This is a genomic window from Vibrio sp. Isolate33 (assembly GCF_022397895.1).
Lineage (GTDB): Bacteria > Pseudomonadota > Gammaproteobacteria > Enterobacterales > Vibrionaceae > Vibrio > Vibrio pomeroyi.
The window spans coordinates 108049-126672 of the sequence record NZ_JAKEUP010000008.1; the positions used below are offsets into that span (position 1 = coordinate 108049).

An 18624-nucleotide genomic window follows, 5' to 3' on the forward strand; every position below is an offset into this window, starting at 1 on the left:
TTAATGCGCGCAGTTTAAAGCAAAATGAGATTGTCCTAAACCAAATTTGCTTGAAACAATAAAAATGCAGCTCAGTGGCTGCATTTTACAAGTGAATCCTTGGTTATCTGCTAAGAAAGCAGAAGCCAATGCTAGTTGTTTTAAGTATCTAAGTACTTAACTGCTCTAAGGGCGAGGGATTGCGGTTCTCCACGATTTCCACTCGTCTTCGGCTTTCGGATATAAGTAGAAAGACTGGTCTTCTTTTGCCAACGGTTGCAGTTCATTGGTTGGTGGCGTTGAGAAGGTAATGCCGCCTCGAATTAGGCTATCGACAGTACCTGCTTTAATGTTCGCGCCAGACAAGCCGATAGACACATCCACACCAGACACATTCCAGAACACGCTGTTTGAGCGAATCAGGTAAGCGAACTCTGGCTTTATCTGAATCGTTGAGATAATACGGTCTGCAAATTCTCCTAGCTGTACATCAATCACAGAGCCAATCTCTAACTCTCGGAACAGGATAGGTGTGCCTTCAGACACTGAACCACGACTTTCACTTTGTAGGGTGAATATCTTGCCTTCAGGTTGTACTGGGCCGCTGCTCAACTTGAATGCCGTGGTTTTATTTCCGTTCCCCGGTTCAACTTTAATGTGCTTAGAAATTAGCGATGAAACATTCTTAATCCCGTTCAAACCAATTTCTGGTTCGGCTACCCAGAAGTGGCTATCCGCGACGGCAATTTTCTCAACATATTCCGGCAGAATACGAGCTGTAATTTCAATGCCGCCCTTGTTAAAGATAGGAATAACCAAAGTGACTTCACCCACTGCCACACCTTGATATTTTATCGGCATGCCTTTGCTGACTTCTTGATCGCCAGAAGAGGTGATAGTGATCGCACGACCGAATTTACGAGCTGATTTCGAATCGTTATAAAGCTTCCATACATCGCCAAGTTTGTTGTCGATACCCGGCAGTGAATCAAACGCAATACCACCTTGAATCAGTGTTTTAACAGGCGCCGCTTTGATGCTGATTCCTGATAGCGACGCATCAACTTCAACACCTGAACGGTTCCAGAAAACTGTGTGCTTATTGATTAAGTGTGTGTAGCGGTTTTCAATCGTGACTTTAATTCTTACGCCACCATCAGCTAGTTGGAAATCTGAAATGCTACCCACTTGAAGGTTGCGGTAGAGTAGTGGACTGCCTTTAGAGATCGAAGGTAATTCACTTGCAAACAACGACAGCGTTTTAGAACCCGATTGGTTGAATTTCGCTATCTCTGCCAGTGATTTACTTTGGAACAGTTGGTAGTTGCCCCTTGCTTGATCTTTACCTTCACTTACAAAGCTAATCGAGCCTGTTAGAAGCTGTTTAGCAGGTGGAACGGTTACACTCAAACCTGACTCGGTTAATTCAGCGGTCGCGCTGCCAGTAACGAAGAATCGGTTGTTGCTTTTGATAAGGTGCGCGTATTCGTTATCGATCAACGCATCCATGAAGACTTCGTGTTTCTCGCTGCCCGTACCGACGCCATCAACCAAACCCACTTTGATGATTGAGCCGACCGCAATGCCTTTGTAAAGCAGTTGGGTACCAACATCCAAGCCGAATGAATTGTTTGAAGTTAGGCGAATCGCGACTGATTTCTCTTGTTCTTGGCTGTATTCGGTTTGACGAATCGCAGTAAAGCGACGTGCTTTTTCACCTTCACCAGGTACTAAAGTTAAGAAGTTACCTGTTACCAAGTTGGCGATGTTCTTCATACCCGTCAGTGATAGTTCGGCTTCTTCAAGAACGAACTTACTGCCACTGTTTAAGAAGTCACTGAATGCAGGTTGGATTGCCGCTGAAGCAACCACGTGCTCACGACCTTCGCTTAACGATAAATCGGTAATTTGACCGATTTCGATACCGCGGTACATGATTGGAGCACCCGTCGCGCTGATCTTATTGTCATCGGGCACGGCGATCTTAATTGAAATACCACGACCCGCTGTTTTCAGATCAGGGTAGAGCTTGAACTTGGTATTCATTTCTACTGGCTGACCATCTCCTGGCGAATCCACGGCGATAGAACCACCTAAGAGGGCACTAAGACTTTCTAAGCGAACATCAACCCCCGAGAATCCGATACTTGCGCCTAAACCACTCACATTCCAAAAACGGCTTTGGTCAGTGATGATATGGCTGTATTCGTCTTTAATCGCCGCCTGAATCGTCACTGACTTACCATTTTCGTTGAGCTGGTAGTTGTAGACTTCCCCAATTGGAATTTTGCGATAAACGATTTGCGAGCCAACTGATACGCCACCTAAGTCTTTGGTCGTCAGTGAGATATTCAGACCTTCAGAAGCGAGTAAGTCAGAAGGGGATGATTCCAAGGCTTGGAAAACCGTTTCTGGCTCTTGTTTCGTTTCACTTGGATGAATAGCAATGTAATTACCTGAAACCAGCGCATCTAAACCAGAGATGCCTGATAAGCTTGCTGTCGGTTTAACCAACCAAAAGCGTGTACCTTTTGAAAGTAGCTTTTTCGCTTCAGGGTAGATATCAGCATCAACGTAAATATTGGACAGGTCTTTGGACAGTGTAATGTCACGAACCATACCTACCTCTAAGCCTTGGTAGCGAATGGTGGTGCGTCCTGCGATTAACCCTGCCGCATCCGAGAAGTAAATCTGCACACGTTGCCCGGCATCGTGAACCGACTTCATTACCAACCAACCGGCGAGAGCGACGGTAAGTATTGGCAGAATCCACAAAGGTGAGATGCCTTTGTTTTTCCTTACTTCTGGTGAATATGACGTTTGTGATTGGTTATTGTTGTTCATTCACTGACTCATCTTTAGAGGTATAGTTATCCCAAATTAGCCTAGGATCTAAGCTTTCCGCGGCCAGCATTGTTAGAACAACAACAACGCCGAAAGCGACTGCACCATAACCTGGTGTGAAGTTTAAAATTTGTCCACGGTCGACCAATGTCATCATGATCGAAATAACGAACAGATCCATCACAGACCATTTTCCTACCCATTTCACGATGAAATAGACGGTCATTCGTTGTCTGTGGTAGAGCGCTCGCTTCATCTGAATACAAATCAAGATGTAAGCAAGCCCAAGGATTTTGGCTACTGGGACGACAATACTCGCCACGAAGATTATTATCGCAATACCATACATATCGCTGTTAATCAGCGACGCAACGCCGGAGATAATCGTATCTTCGAGTCTTTGCCCGTTAGTAATAAGAATCGAAATAGGAATAACGTTGGCTGGCACAATGGCTACTGACGCGGCAAACAACAATGCCCATGTCTTTTGAATCGAGTAAGGCTTGCGGTGATAGAGGTCGTGATGACAGCGAACGCAACTATCGCCTTCCGGTTGAGATAGGTGACAGTTATGGCAATGAACGTTCTTGGTTTCGGCAAACACGTAATCAGATTCTTTAGCCCATGCTTCCCAGTAACGCCTTACACTAATACGGCTAACTAATAGCACGCTAAATAGCTGAAGTAGAATCAGTCCAATCAAACCGGGGCCAACAAAGATGTCTGAATAGTCTTGTAGCTTAAAGCACGAGATGGCGACGCTCACTAAGAACACATCCAACATCATCCAGTGCTTTAGGGTTTGGATAATGGCTAACGAATAGCGAAATGGAGTAAAGAGTCCGAAGCGAAGTGATAGGTGGCTGATAAGTACAGAACTGCAAACCAGCAAGGGTGCGATGGAACTACAGAATAAGATTAACAAACCAAGTAGCGGGAAGCCTTCACCCATTAAGGTAAAAACACCAGATGGCAGAGTTGCAGGTATCATCACCCCAATTAGGCGGATGCTAATGAAATCGAAAAAGTGAGAAGGGATAAATAGCAACAAACAAGTGACGGCGATTGCTAGGTTCCCAGACAGGCTAGGTGTGCCACCTCTATAAAGCTGAGTGCCGCATCTTGGGCAATAAGCGGATTTCCCTAAAGGAATGTCCATTTTATCGACGGGAAGTTCGCAGCCCTGACAAAGGCGCACTGAGCTGCTAACGCATTGATGCTTAGTTGATAAAGGGTTAGTAACGGATGGGGAGGTCACGCGACCTCCCAAGTTGAAACGTTAGTTAGGCTCGATGCCCGACTTAAAGACTCAGAACCACAAACATCAGGCGTGCGATTGCACACTGCCGTAGAGTGTTTGATAAAGTCCTTGTTGTTCAACCAATTCACCATGTGTTCCCGTCTGTGTGACTTGCCCATCTTCTAAAACATAGATTAGATCGGCTTGTTTCACCGCTGATAATCGATGAGCCACTATCAAAGTTGTGCGATCTTTCAAAAACTCGCTTAGAGCTTTGTGCAGAGCCGACTCTGTGGCTGTATCCAGTGCGGAGGTCGCTTCATCAAGAATAACAAACTTAGGATTGCTCAGCACCATGCGGGCTATTGCTAAACGTTGTCGTTGACCACCAGACAGTCGAACCCCGTTCCTACCAATTTGTGTATCCAAGCCATTACTCAGCTGCTTAATAACATCTTGCATTTGAGAGACTTCAAGCGCACGCCATAGCGACATTTCATCGTATTCAGCGCCAAGGGTCAGATTATGCCTCAATGTGTCGTTAAAGAGTATAGGTTGTTGTAAAACAACGGCAATTTCATTGCGAATAATATCAAAACTGATGTCGTCAGTCTTTTCTCCGTTATAGCGTATACAACCTGAGTCGGCTTGATAAACCCCAATCAGCAATTGGATTAATGTCGACTTACCGCCACCACTCGCACCCACCAAAGCGACCTTTTTCCCAGCAGGGATGTGCAGTGATAGGCTATTTAAAACAGTGTTTTCTAATGTGTAAGAGAATGTAACGTTTTCTATGTCTACTGTCACTTCTTGGTTTTCATTGAAAGGGTTCACCTTACTCACCGGACGATGCTCTTCTTCTAACTTCAGAAGATCATTGATTCGTTGTAGTGCCGCTTTCGCGCTATACCAAGAGAATTGAATCCCTAGCAGCTCTTGAACCGGGCCCAACATAAACCACAAGTAACCGAACACCGCGAAGATTTGACCGATGGTTAAGTCACTAAATAGCACCATTAACATCGCGACAGCGCGGAAAAGTTCAAAGCCCAACAGAAAGAGCAGAAACGACACGCGCCCGGCAGCTTCCGATTGCCATGCGTATTTATCGGCATCGATTCTTACTTGGTTCGCTTGAACCTTCAATTCATCTAGGAAGATTCGTTCTTTATTGGCAGCACGTAGCTGATAAATGCCATCTAAGGTTTCAACCAAGCGATTCTGAAAGCGTTCGAAAGATTGGTTCTCGTATTTTTTAAGGTGTTTAACCTTGCTGCCTAGTTTACGAGAGAAATAAATAACAACAGGATTGACCAGTAGAATGAACAATCCTAAACGCCACTCTAACCATAACAACACGATCGCAGTGCCGAACACTGTTAAAAAGCTGATGAGAAACTTAGAAAGCGTTGAGCCAATGAACTTATCGATTGTCTCTATGTCTGTTATTAGGTGAGCATTAATGCCGCCGCTGCCTTTGGTCTCGTATTGTCTAATACTAATGCGACCAAGCTTATCTATCATCTTGCTACGCATTTGGTAGGTGATTGTTTTGGAGACGAGTGTAAATTGACGCCCTTGTAGAATGTTCAACGCTTGGCTAACGGTACGCATGATAATGACTAACAGCAAAGTCAGTGCAATATAGCCAGTGGGTGTCTGCAACGATGTTGGAAGTAGGTGGTTCATCATATCTAAGCCAGAAGCCGGCTTATCAAGTAATACTTCATCAACCATTAATGGCATGAGCAACGGGATAGGGACACTGATGAGAGTTGCAAGTATGGCAATAATGTTAGCAAACAGTAATTTGGACTTGTGTTTTTTTACTTGAGTTATTAACCAAGAACGGCTAATAGTGTCTTCTGAATTGTTCATTGTAATGAGAATAAGTCCTATTTAGTTTGATGGCCGCATTCTACTGCGTTCTCTTGATAATGGAAGTCTCAATTTAATTGGAAGTTAATATGAAAATAGAACATTACCAACGCTTAACCAAACAAGCCGTTGCATTAATTGAATCAGAAACCGATCTAACTGCTAATCTTGCTAATATCAGTTCTTTATTATTCATGGAATTGGATGATTTGAATTGGGCGGGTTTCTATTTAATGAAGCAGGATCAAGCTAAGGAAAAAGACGAACTTGTACTGGGTCCTTTCCAAGGTCAACCTGCTTGTGTGCGAATTCCGGTAGGGCGTGGAGTGTGTGGAACTGCGGTTGCGACGAATACAGTTCAACGCATTCATGATGTTCATGAGTTCGAAGGTCACATCGCTTGTGACGCTGCAAGTAACTCAGAAATCGTAATTCCGTTCTCTATTGGTGGAAAAATAGCGGGTGTTCTTGATATCGATAGCCCAAATGTTGGCCGATTTTCTCAAATTGACGAGGACGGATTGACATTTTTCATGGCAGAAGTGGAAAAGCTGCTTAATTCGCACGCGAACAAGGCATAAATTATTCTCTTACTGTGGTTTTTCCCAAGCATCTCTCTATAATACGTAAAAATATTTTCTTAATGCTCGCGGAAAACCGCAAAAACCAGGAACCCACATGGAAAACACTGAAAAGTTAAAAAACAGCAAAGAAGTTATCGCATATATTGCTGAATGTTTCCCTAAATGCTTTACTCTAGAAGGTGAAGCGAAGCCACTTAAAATTGGTATTTTTCAAGATCTTGCTGAACGTCTAAATGAAGACGAAAAAGTAAGTAAGACTCAGCTTCGTGCAGCGTTAAGACAGTACACATCATCATGGCGTTACCTGCACGGCGTAAAAGCTGGCGCAGAACGTGTTGACCTAGACGGCAACGCGTGTGGCACACTAGAAGAAGAGCACGTTGAACACGCTAAAGCTACACTTGCTGAAAGCAAAGCGAAAGTTCAGGCTCGTCGTAAAGAACAAGCACAAAAAGCTCGTGAAGAAGGCAAAGCGAAACCTAAGGCGAAGAAAGCTCAACAGCCTCGTCGTCAAGCGCCTAAAGCACCAAAAGTAGAAAAGCCTGTAGAAACACGCGCTTTGAACGCTGACGAATTCATCGCTGGCAAAGAAGTAAATGTGAACATGGGTAAAGGAAACATGGCTGCGACCATTGTTGAAATCAATAAGGAAGATGTGCGTGTTCAGTTAGCAAACGGCCTACAAATGGTTGTTAAAGCGGAGCACTTGCGCGCTTAAAGGAGATACTCCTACGCATGAAATGCCGTTCAAAATTGACACTGATTGCTGCTAGCTTTTGGCTAGCAGCTTCAGCTCAGGCTCTCGAAGCCAAATTAGATCAGGACGATTTACCTCTACTCGCTCCTGAGGTCCAACACGAAACTGCTAGTAAACGTGTTACTTCTCGATTTACTCGTTCTCACTATAAACACTTCAATCTCAACGATGATTTTTCTCAAGCTATCTTTAATCGTTACTTAGAGATGCTGGATTATAATCGTAATATCTTCACTCAAGCTGATATTGACTCTTTCTCTACTTCATCTAAACAAATTGATGATCAGCTGAAATCGGGCAATAACCAGATTGCATTCGATGTTTATAATCTGTCTATGCAGAAGCGTTTCGAACGTTTTCAATATGCATTGTCTTTGCTAGATACTGAGATTAAGTTTGATACCGATGAAAGTATTGAGCTCAATCGCAGTGAAGCAGAGTGGCCAAAAGATATCGCTGAAGTGAATGAGCTTTGGAGAAAACGCGTTAAATATGATGCGTTGAATCTAAAACTTACTGGCAAAGAGTGGCCAGAGATTCAAGAAGTTTTGGAAAAGCGTTACAACAATGCGATGAAGCGTATTACGCAGTCGCACAATGAAGATGCTTTCCAGATCTACATGAACGCATTCGCGCGTGAAGTTGATCCGCACACCAGTTACCTTTCTCCAAGAAATGCAGAACAATTCCAATCTGAGATGAATTTATCTCTAGAAGGTATTGGCGCTGTACTTCAAATGACTGACGACTACACCGTTATTCGTTCTTTAGTTGCTGGTGGCCCAGCGTCAAACAGCAAACAATTGAGTGATGGCGACCGCATTGTTGGTGTTGGTCAAGATGGCGAAGAGATTGTTGATGTTATCGGCTGGCGTTTAGACGATGTAGTACAACTTATTAAAGGCCCGAAAGGGACCAAAGTTAAGCTACAGATCTTGCCAGACGGTAAAGATGCAAAAAGTCACGTTGTCACAATTGTTCGCGATAAGATTCGTTTAGAAGACCGCGCTGTTAAATCAGAAGTGATCGAGAAAGACGGCAAGAAGATTGGTGTATTAGAAGTACCAAGTTTCTACGTTGGCCTTTCTAAAGATACCGATAAACTGATCACTGAGCTTAAAGAGCAAGGTGTTGAAGGTATTATTGTTGACCTTCGAAACAACGGTGGTGGTGCACTGACTGAAGCAACCGAACTCTCTGGTTTGTTTATCAAAGAGGGACCTGTTGTTCAGGTTCGTGATAGCTACGGTCGTGTCAAAGTGAACAGCGATACTGATGGTCAAATCAGTTACCAAGGTCCGTTAACGGTATTGGTGAATCGCTACAGTGCTTCAGCATCTGAAATCTTTGCAGCAGCGATGCAAGATTACGGTCGTGCAATCATCTTGGGTGAAAACTCTTTCGGTAAAGGTACGGTGCAACAGCATCGCTCTTTGAATCATATTTATGATTTGTTCGATAAAGAGTTGGGCTACGTTCAATACACAATCCAGAAATTCTACCGAATCAATGGTGGTAGTACGCAAAACAAGGGCGTAGTGCCTGATATTGCTTACCCAACGCCGATTGATCCTGCAGATACTGGTGAAAGTGTTGAAGACAACGCTCTTCCTTGGGACAGTATCGACAAAGCGAAATACTCAGTGTTACAGCGTAACGATGAGCAAATCGCAGCGTTGACGGCTAAACACCAAGCTCGTATCGCAACAGACATGGAGTTTGGCTTTATCGCGCAAGATATTGAAAAATATAAGGCAGATAAAGACGACAACGACCTTTCTCTTAATGAAAAGGTTCGTCAACAAGAGAGTGATGATGCGGATGTGCTTCGTTTAGAGCGTATCAACCAACGTCAAAAAGCTGCTAAGTTAGAGGCATTTAAAACGTTGGATGATATTCCAAAAGACTACGAAGCCCCGGATGCTTATCTTGATGAATCAGTTGCTATCATGCTGGATATGATCAAGAAATAAACAAAATACCTGTTAAAGGTGATTGTTTAAAGACGTACTATTTTAAAAGCGAGCTTAGGCTCGCTTTTTTTGTACCTGCGTTCTTGCCATAAATGATGTGATGTTAACGGCATGCTTCCTCGGTTTTCCACTTGTCCTAGAACCATTGTTATCGGTTTTTCGAGTGTGAAGTGCACCGTAGAAATAACTAAACTTAAGTATTATTTTTCGAGTGATAATGACATTTAAGTTACTTCGCACTTAAAATTTAGTGACTTAGATCATATTTTTTCGCTTTATATTCATTACGTGCCTAAGCTTAAAGAAAACGAGGGGACGCTTATGAAATGGATTCTACTATTTTTATCTTGTTTAAGTTTTGTGGCTTTTGGGAGCGAGGTCGCTTCGAGTAGCCAACAATCAAAAAGTGATAGTAATCTATCCCATTTTGACCTTCCTTTACTGCTCGGCGATTGGTATTTGATGAACCCTGATCCTGAGCAAGGTACTGAAAACTTTAGAGCAATCAAGCTCACTCTTGATTCAAACTACTCATTCACTATCGATATCCAAAAGAAAGACTACAGTGTTGATCATTGGGAAGGTTTGTATAACGCCAATGAAGACACGATTATTTTGGGTTTGAATACCTCAGAACCTCAGGTTTACGCGTACAGCAGTAATCACAACATGCTGAATCTTAACGGTGTTATGTTCACCAAGGCCTTGCCAAATGCATTGGCGGGAATCTGGTCAAGTGCCGAATTGTCCGGAAGTGATTTACGTGCAAGTAACATTCAAAAAATGGATTTGGTTCTTCAACCAGACTTTATATTCATGTTCCGAGTATCCGATGAAGAAGGTGGTGAAGTTATTCGTCGCGGGGTGTATTACACCGAAGGTGACCAACTAGTGTTACTTTATGAGAATGGTGAACACGGTACTCGTTATACACTGAACAGCGATGTGTTAACGCTGCAAGGTGAAGAGGGAGACATGTTTGCGGTACTCAATCGCATCCGATAATCGTGAGTTTTAGCAGTAAAGTCGTACTCGTTGATAATATTGTGCACAGTTCATTTCTTAGGCGTTCCTGTCTGATTTGATTGATAAAATAGTAAAACATGGAGGCATTTTCTTACAATGCCTCCTTTTTTTAATATTCCCCTTGTTTTATTGGCGCTCAACCTTTAGATATATACAGTTAAAAATAATTACGTATAACGATCAAAAGGAACCCGTCATGGCACATACACCTCAAGCCAAGTATCGTAAAGATTATCAATCACCATCTCACACGATTTCTGAAATCGATCTTACTTTCGATTTGTACGACTCAGCATCCATTGTTACGGCTGTTTCTAGTGTTAAGCAGGAGAAAGACAGCACGACATTAGTACTTGATGGTGAAGGCTTGAAGTTGGTTTCTGTTTTGGTTGAAGGCAACGAATGGACTCAGTACGAGCAGTCTGAAACTCAGCTTACGCTGAATGACCTTCCAAAAGAATTTACTCTAACCATCGTTACTGAAGTTAACCCTGAAGGGAATAGCGCACTTGAAGGCTTGTACAAGTCGGGTGGCGCATTCTGTACTCAGTGTGAAGCCGAAGGTTTCCGTCGCATTACTTACTACATGGATCGCCCAGATGTGTTGGCGAAATTCACCACAACGGTAATCGCAGACAAAGCAGAGAACCCATTCTTATTAAGTAATGGTAACCGTGTAGATGAAGGTGAAGCTGAAAGTGGTCGTCATTGGGTTAAGTGGCAAGACCCACACCCAAAACCAGCGTACTTGTTTGCTTTAGTTGCGGGTGACTTCGATGTACTCCGTGATGCGTACACCACACAATCGGGTCGCAAAGTTGACCTAGAAATCTTTGTTGATAAAGGCAATCTAGACCGAGCGAACCACGCGATGGTTTCTTTGATTAACTCAATGAAGTGGGATGAAGAGCGTTTCAATCTTGAATACGACTTAGACATCTACATGATCGTAGCCGTTGATTTCTTCAACATGGGTGCGATGGAAAACAAAGGCTTGAACGTATTTAACTCTAAGTTCGTTCTAGCAAACGACCAAACTGCAACGGATACAGATTACCTAGGTATTGAAGCAGTAATCGGTCATGAATACTTCCACAACTGGACCGGTAACCGAGTGACTTGTCGCGATTGGTTCCAGTTGAGTTTGAAAGAAGGTTTAACGGTATTCCGTGACCAAGAGTTCTCGTCTGATCTTGGTTCTCGCGCGGTAAACCGTATCAACAATGTACGTATCATTCGCGGTCCACAATTCGCTGAAGATGCAAGCCCAATGTCTCACCCGATTCGCCCAGAAAAAGTGATAGAAATGAATAACTTCTACACTTTGACAGTGTACGAAAAGGGCAGTGAAGTGATCCGTATGATCCACACGTTGTTGGGTGAAGATGGTTTCCAAAAAGGCATGAAACTGTACTTCGAACGTCACGATGGTACGGCCGCAACATGTGAAGATTTCGTAGCAGCAATGGAAGACGCATCGGGTGTTGATCTGTCTCAGTTCCGTTTATGGTACAGCCAGTCTGGTACGCCGACGCTGTCTGTTGAAAGTCGCTACGATGCAGATAAGAAACAGTACACGTTAACAACTCGCCAAGTAACAGCGCCAACGCATGAGCAAACTGAGAAACAGGCTCTGCATATCCCTCTAGATGTCGAACTGTACACAGCATCAGGTGATGTGGTTGAGTTACAATGTAACGGAAAGCCAGTTCATAACGTATTAAATGTTAAAGAAGCGGAACAAACTTTCGTGTTTGAAAACGTTTCTGAGCAACCAATCCCATCACTGCTTCGTGAATTCTCTGCGCCAGTGAAATTAGAGTACAACTATTCAGATGAAGAACTTATCTTCTTGATGGTGAATGCACGCAATGAGTTCTCTCGTTGGGATGCTGGTCAAATGCTATTGGCTAAGTACATCCGCAACAATGTTGAAAAAGTTCAACAAGGCGAAGCGTTTGTACTTTCTGATTCTGTGGTTGATACATTCCGTGGCGTACTACTGAGTGATTCGCTAGAACCTGCCTTTATCGCAGAGATGCTTTCATTGCCAAGTCATAACGAAGTATCGGGTTGGTACGAGCGTGTTGATATTGATGCTGTCGCATCTGTGCTTAACTCAATGAAGGTAACACTGGCAACAGAACTTGAAGACGAACTGGCTGCGGTTTATCACAGTAATGCATTAGCGGAATACACAATCGATCACGATTCGATTGGTAAGCGCACTTTGCGTAAAGTTTGCCTAAGTTACTTAGCACATACAGAGCAGGGCAACGATTTGGTTGTTGCCATGTACCAGCAAGCAAACAACATGACAGACACAATGGCAGCGATGGGTGCGGCAAACAGCGCACAACTGGCATGTCGTGAAACTCTGATGGGAGACTACAGTGACAAGTGGAAACACGACGGTCTTGTTATGGATAAGTGGTTTGCTCTGCAAGGTACGAACCCAAGTTCAAATGCGCTTGAAGTGATCAAAGAATCTATGTCACATCAAGCGTTTAGTTTGAAGAACCCGAACCGTACACGTAACTTAGTAGGTTCGTTCTTAAACATGAACCCGGTACAGTTCCATGACAAGTCAGGTCAGGGGTATGCGTTTGCAGGTGAGATCTTACGTGAGCTAAACAGCAGTAACCCGCAAGTTGCTTCTCGTCTGATTGATCCACTTCTTAAATTCCGTAAGTACGATGATGAGCGACAAGCTCTTATCAAGCAGGAACTTGAGACATTGAAGAACATGGATAACTTAGCAAAAGACTTATTTGAGAAAGTAACGAAAGCACTAGAAGCTTAAGTTATGCCTTCTCAAGGTTAACGGTTTACTTATAAGCTGTTTACTTATAAAGGAAAGTCATCAGTGGTAGAGGATATCTGCCACTGATTTTTTGTTTCTGGTTCATCAAATTTTCGATAAGCTAGAGCAGTTTCAAGCTCAGTTTTACCGTCAGACATCGTTAAGTGCCAAAAAATACCGGCACTGTATATTTATACAGGTATCGTATGAATCACTATATTTTCCAACTTAACATCTCATATCAGCAGTTTTTGGCCAGTTATTCTGGTGCGGCAAGTAAAGTTCAAGTGATAACAACAACTGGATTACGTTTACAGTTACCTGCAACTCGGTTCAGACCATTTCTTACACAAATAGGGGTTAGAGGGCAGTTTAGACTGACAACTGACCAAAAAAATAAGTTTATTAAGTTGGAAGCTCTGTAAACCTTGGCGTGCCTAGTGAGTTAAAAGGAATCTTAATCACATAATCAAACATTTCACCTCTTACCACCTCCAAAACAATTAACTATTTCTCAATAATGCTTTTACAATAAATGAATGCATTACCTTTGCTTAACTCGTTAGTAGAAAAGCGCTCAACGGCACGATTCAAACACCAGATTAAGTGATCCCCCTAATAATAAAATATAATTCTAATTGTGGAGTGTGACTATGACCGCACGTGAAACTGTGGTTCCAGTTTTACTTGAAAAAGTTTACAAGCTGATTCAAGACAAACTTGACCTTGCTCATCGACCTCTCGTAACTCAACTTGCTCAACACTTGTTTAGTAACGTTTCTCACGACGACCTAACTCAGAGAAACGAATCCGATTTATACGGTGCTGTAGTTAGCTTATGGCATCACATCAATGAAAAGAAAGCCGACGAAATTTCTGTTCGTGTTTTTAACCCGACAGTAAGTCGCCAAGGCTGGCAGTCTACTCACACTATTGTTGAGATAGTGGTACCAGATAGCCCATTCCTCGTTGATTCTGTAAAAATGGCATTAACTCGCCTCGACCTCTCTTCTCACCTTATGCTTCACAACCCAACTCAAATTTCTCGTTCTGACTCAGGAAGTGTTGTCGGTGTGAGTAACGATGAAGGTGTGTTCCAGTCGCTTTTCCATATTGAGGTTGACCGTCTTAGCAGCAAAGCAGAGATGGCAGCACTTAAAACAGAACTGCTGGATATCTTTACTGATACTGGCCTTGTTGTTAACGACTGGCTAAAAATGGTTGAAAGGCTGAAAGAAGTCACCAACCAAGTTGAAAAGCAAAAAGAGACAATTCCGGTAGATGCTCAACGCTTCGATGAAACGCTGGCTTTCCTTCGTTGGTTAGGCGAGCACAACTTTACGTTTATGGGTTACAAGGAATACGACCTTGTTTCTGTAAATGGTGACACTGAACTGCAACCGACTAAGGAGCAAGGCCTTGGTTTGTTCGCAAACTCAGATCGCGTCCGCAACGTTAAGTTGTCTGAGTTTTCTGACTCAGCACGTTTAGAAGCTAAAAAACCGTATGTACTTATCGTAACGAAGGGCAACACGGCTTCACGCATTCACCGCCCAGCTTACAATGACTACATCGGTATTAAGAAATTCGATAAGAACGGTAAGGTAATTGGTGAGCATCGCTTCACTGGTCTTTACACTTCTGCCGTTTATAACCAAACAGTTGAAACGATTCCTCTCGTTCGTGAGAAAGTAGAGCGTATCCTAAATGCGAGTGGTTACCGTGAGGGGTCATACTCTTACAAAGCTCTGCACAATATTCTTGAAAACTACCCACGTGATGAACTGCTTCAAGCTCGAGAAGAAGAGTTACTTGAAGTGGGTACTGGCGTAGTTCAAATGCAAGATCGTGATCTTCTGCGTCTGTTTGTTCGCAAAGACCCGTTTGGCCGTTTCTTCAGCTGTATGGTTTACGTAACAAAAGATCGTTACAACACTGAACTTCGCCGTCAAACACAACGCATCTTGAAGCAGTACTTTGGTTGTGAAGAAGAAGTCGAATTCACAACTTACTTCTCTGAAAGCCCACTGGCGAGAACGCACTATATTGTTCGTGTTGATAACAACAACATGGATGTGGACGTGAAAACAATTGAGCAAAATTTAATGGAAGTATCGTCTACGTGGGATGACCGCCTGTCTGAATCAATCATTGCAAACTTCGGTGAGAGCAAAGGCCTTCCATTGTCGAAAGAGTACATGCGTGCATTCCCGCGTTCGTACAAAGAAGACATGATGCCAGGTTCTGCGGTAGCGGACATCGAGCGTTTGGAAGCACTGAGCGAAGACAACAAACTGGGTATGCTTTTCTACCGCCCTCAAGAAGAAGCTGCAGATTCTAAAGCAGTTCGTTTGAAGTTGTTCTACCACAGCGATGAGCCAATTCACCTTTCTGATGTGATGCCAATGCTTGAAAACTTTGGCCTGCGCGTTATCGGTGAATCTCCTTATGAAGTGCGTAAAACCAATGGTGTGACATATTGGATCCTTGATTTCTCTATGCTGCACAAGAGCGACAAGACCATTGATCTTCGTGAAGCTCGTGATCTTTTCCAACAAGCCTTTGCAGCAATTTGGGCGGGTGAGTTAGACAGCGATGGTTTCAACCGTTTGGTGTTGGGCGCTGGTCTTTCAGGCCGTGAAATCTCAATCTTACGTGCTTATGCTCGTTACATGCGTCAAGTGGGTTTCCCATTCAGTCAACAATACATTGAAGACACATTGTCTCATTACCCAGATTTAGCAAAAGGGTTAGTGAGCTTATTCGGTAAGCGTTTTGACCCGAAACTGAAGGGCAGCGCGAAAGGCCAACAAGATCTTATTAAGAAGATCACTGAACAATTGGATCATGTAGAAAGCTTGGATGATGATCGTATCATTCGTCGCTACATGGAAATGATCACTGCAACGCTTCGTACTAACTACTACCAAGTAGACGAGAACAAGCAGTCTAAACCTTGGTTGGCTCTGAAAATGAGACCAAGCGAAATTCCAGATATCCCGGCGCCGGTTCCTGCGTTTGAGATTTTCGTATATGCACCAGACATTGAGGGTGTGCATCTACGTGGCGGTAAAGTAGCACGTGGTGGTTTACGTTGGTCAGACCGTCAAGAGGATTTCCGTACTGAGATTCTAGGCCTAGTTAAAGCACAACAAGTTAAGAATACCGTGATTGTTCCGGTTGGTGCTAAAGGTGGTTTCGTTTGTAAGCGTCAACACATGATGTCTGGCCGTGACGAGATTTTTGCGGAAGGTCAACGTTGTTACAAGCGCTTCATCCGTGCACTACTAGATGTATCAGACAACATCATCGAAGGTGAGGTTATCCCACCTAAGAGTGTTGTTCGTCACGATGAAGATGATCCGTACTTGGTTGTTGCAGCCGATAAAGGTACCGCGACATTCTCAGATCTAGCGAACTCTGTATCTGATGAATACAACTTCTGGCTAGGTGATGCGTTTGCATCAGGTGGCTCTAACGGTTACGACCACAAAGCAATGGGTATCACCGCAAAAGGTGGCTGGGAATCGGTTAAGCGTCACTTCCGTGAAATGGGCATCAACTGTCAAACGACAGATTTCACTGCGATCGGTGTAGGTGATATGGCGGGTGACGTGTTTGGTAACGGTATGCTGCTATCTAAGCACATTCGTATGCAAGCGGCGTTTAACCACATGCACATCTTCATTGACCCGAATCCAGATTCAGCATCAAGCTGGGTAGAGCGTGATCGTCTGTTTAATCTGCCTCGCTCAAGCTGGGAAGATTACAATAAAGACCTGATTTCTCAAGGTGGTGGCATCTTCTCTCGTCGAGCGAAGTCTATTTCTCTAACGCCTGAAATTCAGAAAATGTTGGGTACCAAGAAAGCATCAATGGCGCCGAATGATTTGATCAAAGCGATCTTGTCTATGCAGGTTGATCTACTTTGGAATGGTGGTATCGGTACTTACGTTAAGTCTTCAAGCGAGACTCATACTGATGTGGGTGACCGTGCAAATGACGTTCTACGTATCGATGGCCGTGACCTGAAAGCTAAGGTAGTTGGTGAAGGCGGTAACTTGGGTATGACTCAACTGGGTCGTATCGAATACGCTCTTACTGGCGGTCGAGTTAATACGGACTTCGTTGATAACGTTGGTGGTGTTGACTGTTCCGATAACGAAGTAAACATTAAGATCTTCTTGAATGGTTTGGTGTCGAACGGTGATCTTACTGTTAAGCAACGTAACCAAGTGCTTGAGTCAATGGAAGACGAAGTGGGCGAAATCGTACTCGATGATGCTTACTGCCAAGCTGAGTCAATCTCTGTTACTGAGCATCAAGGTGTAGGCTTAGTGAAAGAGCAAATCCGCTTCATCCACACAATGGAGAAAGCAGGGTATTTGGATCGTGGTTTGGAATACATCCCCGATGACGAAACGCTTCTTGAGCGTGAGAAGCAAGGCCAAGCGCTAACAAGACCAGAACTATCAGTATTGATCGCTTACGGAAAGATGGTACTGAAAGAAGATCTTGTGAGTGATGATATTGCGAATGATGAGTTCCATGCTCAACAGTTGATGCAATACTTCCCAACTGAGTTACGCCGTAACTACTCTCAACACATGGATAACCATCCACTGCGTGCTGAGATCATTGCGACCGCACTTGCAAACCAAATGGTTAACGAGATGGGTTGTAACTTCGTGACTCGTTTGCAAGAAGAGACGGGCGCAAACATTGTTGATATTGCGAATGCTTACGCGGCATCTCGTGAGATCTACGGCTTGGGCAAAGTGCTTAAGAGCATTCGTGAACTGGACAATATCTCAAGTTCTGAAGCTCAATATGAGTTGCTTTACCACGTGCGTCGCACGCTGCGTCGTCTAGCGCGTTGGTTGCTAAGAAACCGTACTGGTAAACAATCAGTGAACGCATTGATTGAACTGTACCAAGGTGATGTGGTTACTATTACTGAGAAACTGGATGAAAACCTAGTAGCTTCAGAAGTAGAAGAGCATCAAGCAATGGCTCAGGTATGGATTGACCAGGGTGTAACCGCAGAACTGGCGAACTCAGTGGCTCGTTTGTCTAGCTTGTACTCAGCACTGGATATATCCACAGTTGCTCGTGAAACGGGTAAAACAGTACAACAAGCGTCTAAGCTTTACTTCAACCTTGGCGACCGTTTGTCTCTGCACTGGTTCTTGAAGCAAATCAATGGCCAAGCGGTAGACAACAACTGGCAAGCGCTGGCTCGTGCAGCATTCAGAGAAGATCTGGATTGGCAGCAACGTCAGCTAACAGGCCAAGTACTTAACTGCGGTTGTGGTTCAGACTTAGATGTTATTAAAGCATTGGACGACTGGATGGAAAGCAATTCAGTTTCTCTACATCGTTGGGAAAGCATCTTGAACGAATTCAAAGTGGGTTCTGTTCATGAGTTTGCTAAGTTCTCAGTGGCGTTACGTGAGTTGATGTTACTGAATCTAAACTGTATGTCGAAAGACTAATAGTTAGATAGAAACGAAAAACTATAAGGGCAGGCCATTAGG

10 protein-coding genes are annotated in these 18624 nt (G+C 43.6%); 7 read left to right on the top strand and 3 right to left on the bottom strand.

The window, feature by feature from the left end:
- Positions 1-165 precede the first annotated feature (165 nt).
- The 3 genes from L1D37_RS13435 to L1D37_RS13445 are packed head-to-tail and all read right to left on the bottom strand — an operon-like array spanning position 166 to position 5944.
- On the bottom strand, positions 166-2823 hold the full coding sequence (locus tag L1D37_RS13435; RefSeq protein WP_239848211.1) for an MlaD family protein: 2658 nt from the start codon (positions 2821-2823) through the stop codon (positions 166-168).
- A complete protein-coding gene (locus L1D37_RS13440) occupies positions 2810-4093 on the bottom strand; it encodes a paraquat-inducible protein A (protein WP_239848212.1) in 1284 nt (427 codons plus the stop codon). Before L1D37_RS13440 ends, L1D37_RS13435 begins: the two co-directional genes overlap by 14 nt.
- A gap of 54 nt (positions 4094-4147) precedes the next feature.
- Positions 4148-5944 (bottom strand): ABC transporter ATP-binding protein, encoded by a 1797-nt coding sequence (locus tag L1D37_RS13445; protein ID WP_239848213.1) that lies wholly within the window; start codon positions 5942-5944, stop codon positions 4148-4150.
- Between the two features lie 89 nt (positions 5945-6033).
- Here L1D37_RS13445 and L1D37_RS13450 point away from each other — a divergent pair, with 89 nt between their 5' ends.
- From L1D37_RS13450 to L1D37_RS13480, 7 genes are all read left to right on the top strand, one after another.
- A complete protein-coding gene (locus tag L1D37_RS13450) occupies positions 6034-6525 on the top strand; it encodes a GAF domain-containing protein (RefSeq protein WP_017630025.1) in 492 nt (163 codons plus the stop codon).
- 97 nt (positions 6526-6622) lie between these two features.
- Positions 6623-7246, top strand: a complete 624-nt coding sequence (gene proQ, locus L1D37_RS13455; protein ID WP_017057223.1) for an RNA chaperone ProQ — start codon at positions 6623-6625, stop codon at positions 7244-7246.
- Positions 7247-7263: 17 nt separating this feature from the next.
- Positions 7264-9258: a carboxy terminal-processing peptidase gene (gene prc / locus L1D37_RS13460; RefSeq protein ID WP_239848214.1), complete on the top strand. Its 1995-nt coding sequence runs from the start codon at positions 7264-7266 to the stop codon at positions 9256-9258.
- 321 nt (positions 9259-9579) lie between these two features.
- Entirely contained in the window at positions 9580-10263 is a 684-nt protein-coding gene (locus L1D37_RS13465) for a hypothetical protein (RefSeq protein ID WP_017630022.1), read from the top strand.
- Between the two features lie 217 nt (positions 10264-10480).
- Positions 10481-13087 carry an aminopeptidase N gene (gene pepN, locus L1D37_RS13470; RefSeq protein WP_239848215.1) on the top strand — a complete coding sequence of 869 codons (2607 nt, stop codon included), beginning with the start codon at positions 10481-10483 and terminating at the stop codon, positions 13085-13087.
- A gap of 206 nt (positions 13088-13293) precedes the next feature.
- Positions 13294-13512: a DUF2835 domain-containing protein gene (locus L1D37_RS13475; RefSeq protein ID WP_086711486.1), complete on the top strand. Its 219-nt coding sequence runs from the start codon at positions 13294-13296 to the stop codon at positions 13510-13512.
- A 228-nt stretch (positions 13513-13740) separates the two neighbouring features.
- Entirely contained in the window at positions 13741-18582 is a 4842-nt protein-coding gene (locus tag L1D37_RS13480; RefSeq protein ID WP_239848216.1) for an NAD-glutamate dehydrogenase, read from the top strand.
- Positions 18583-18624 lie beyond the last annotated feature (42 nt).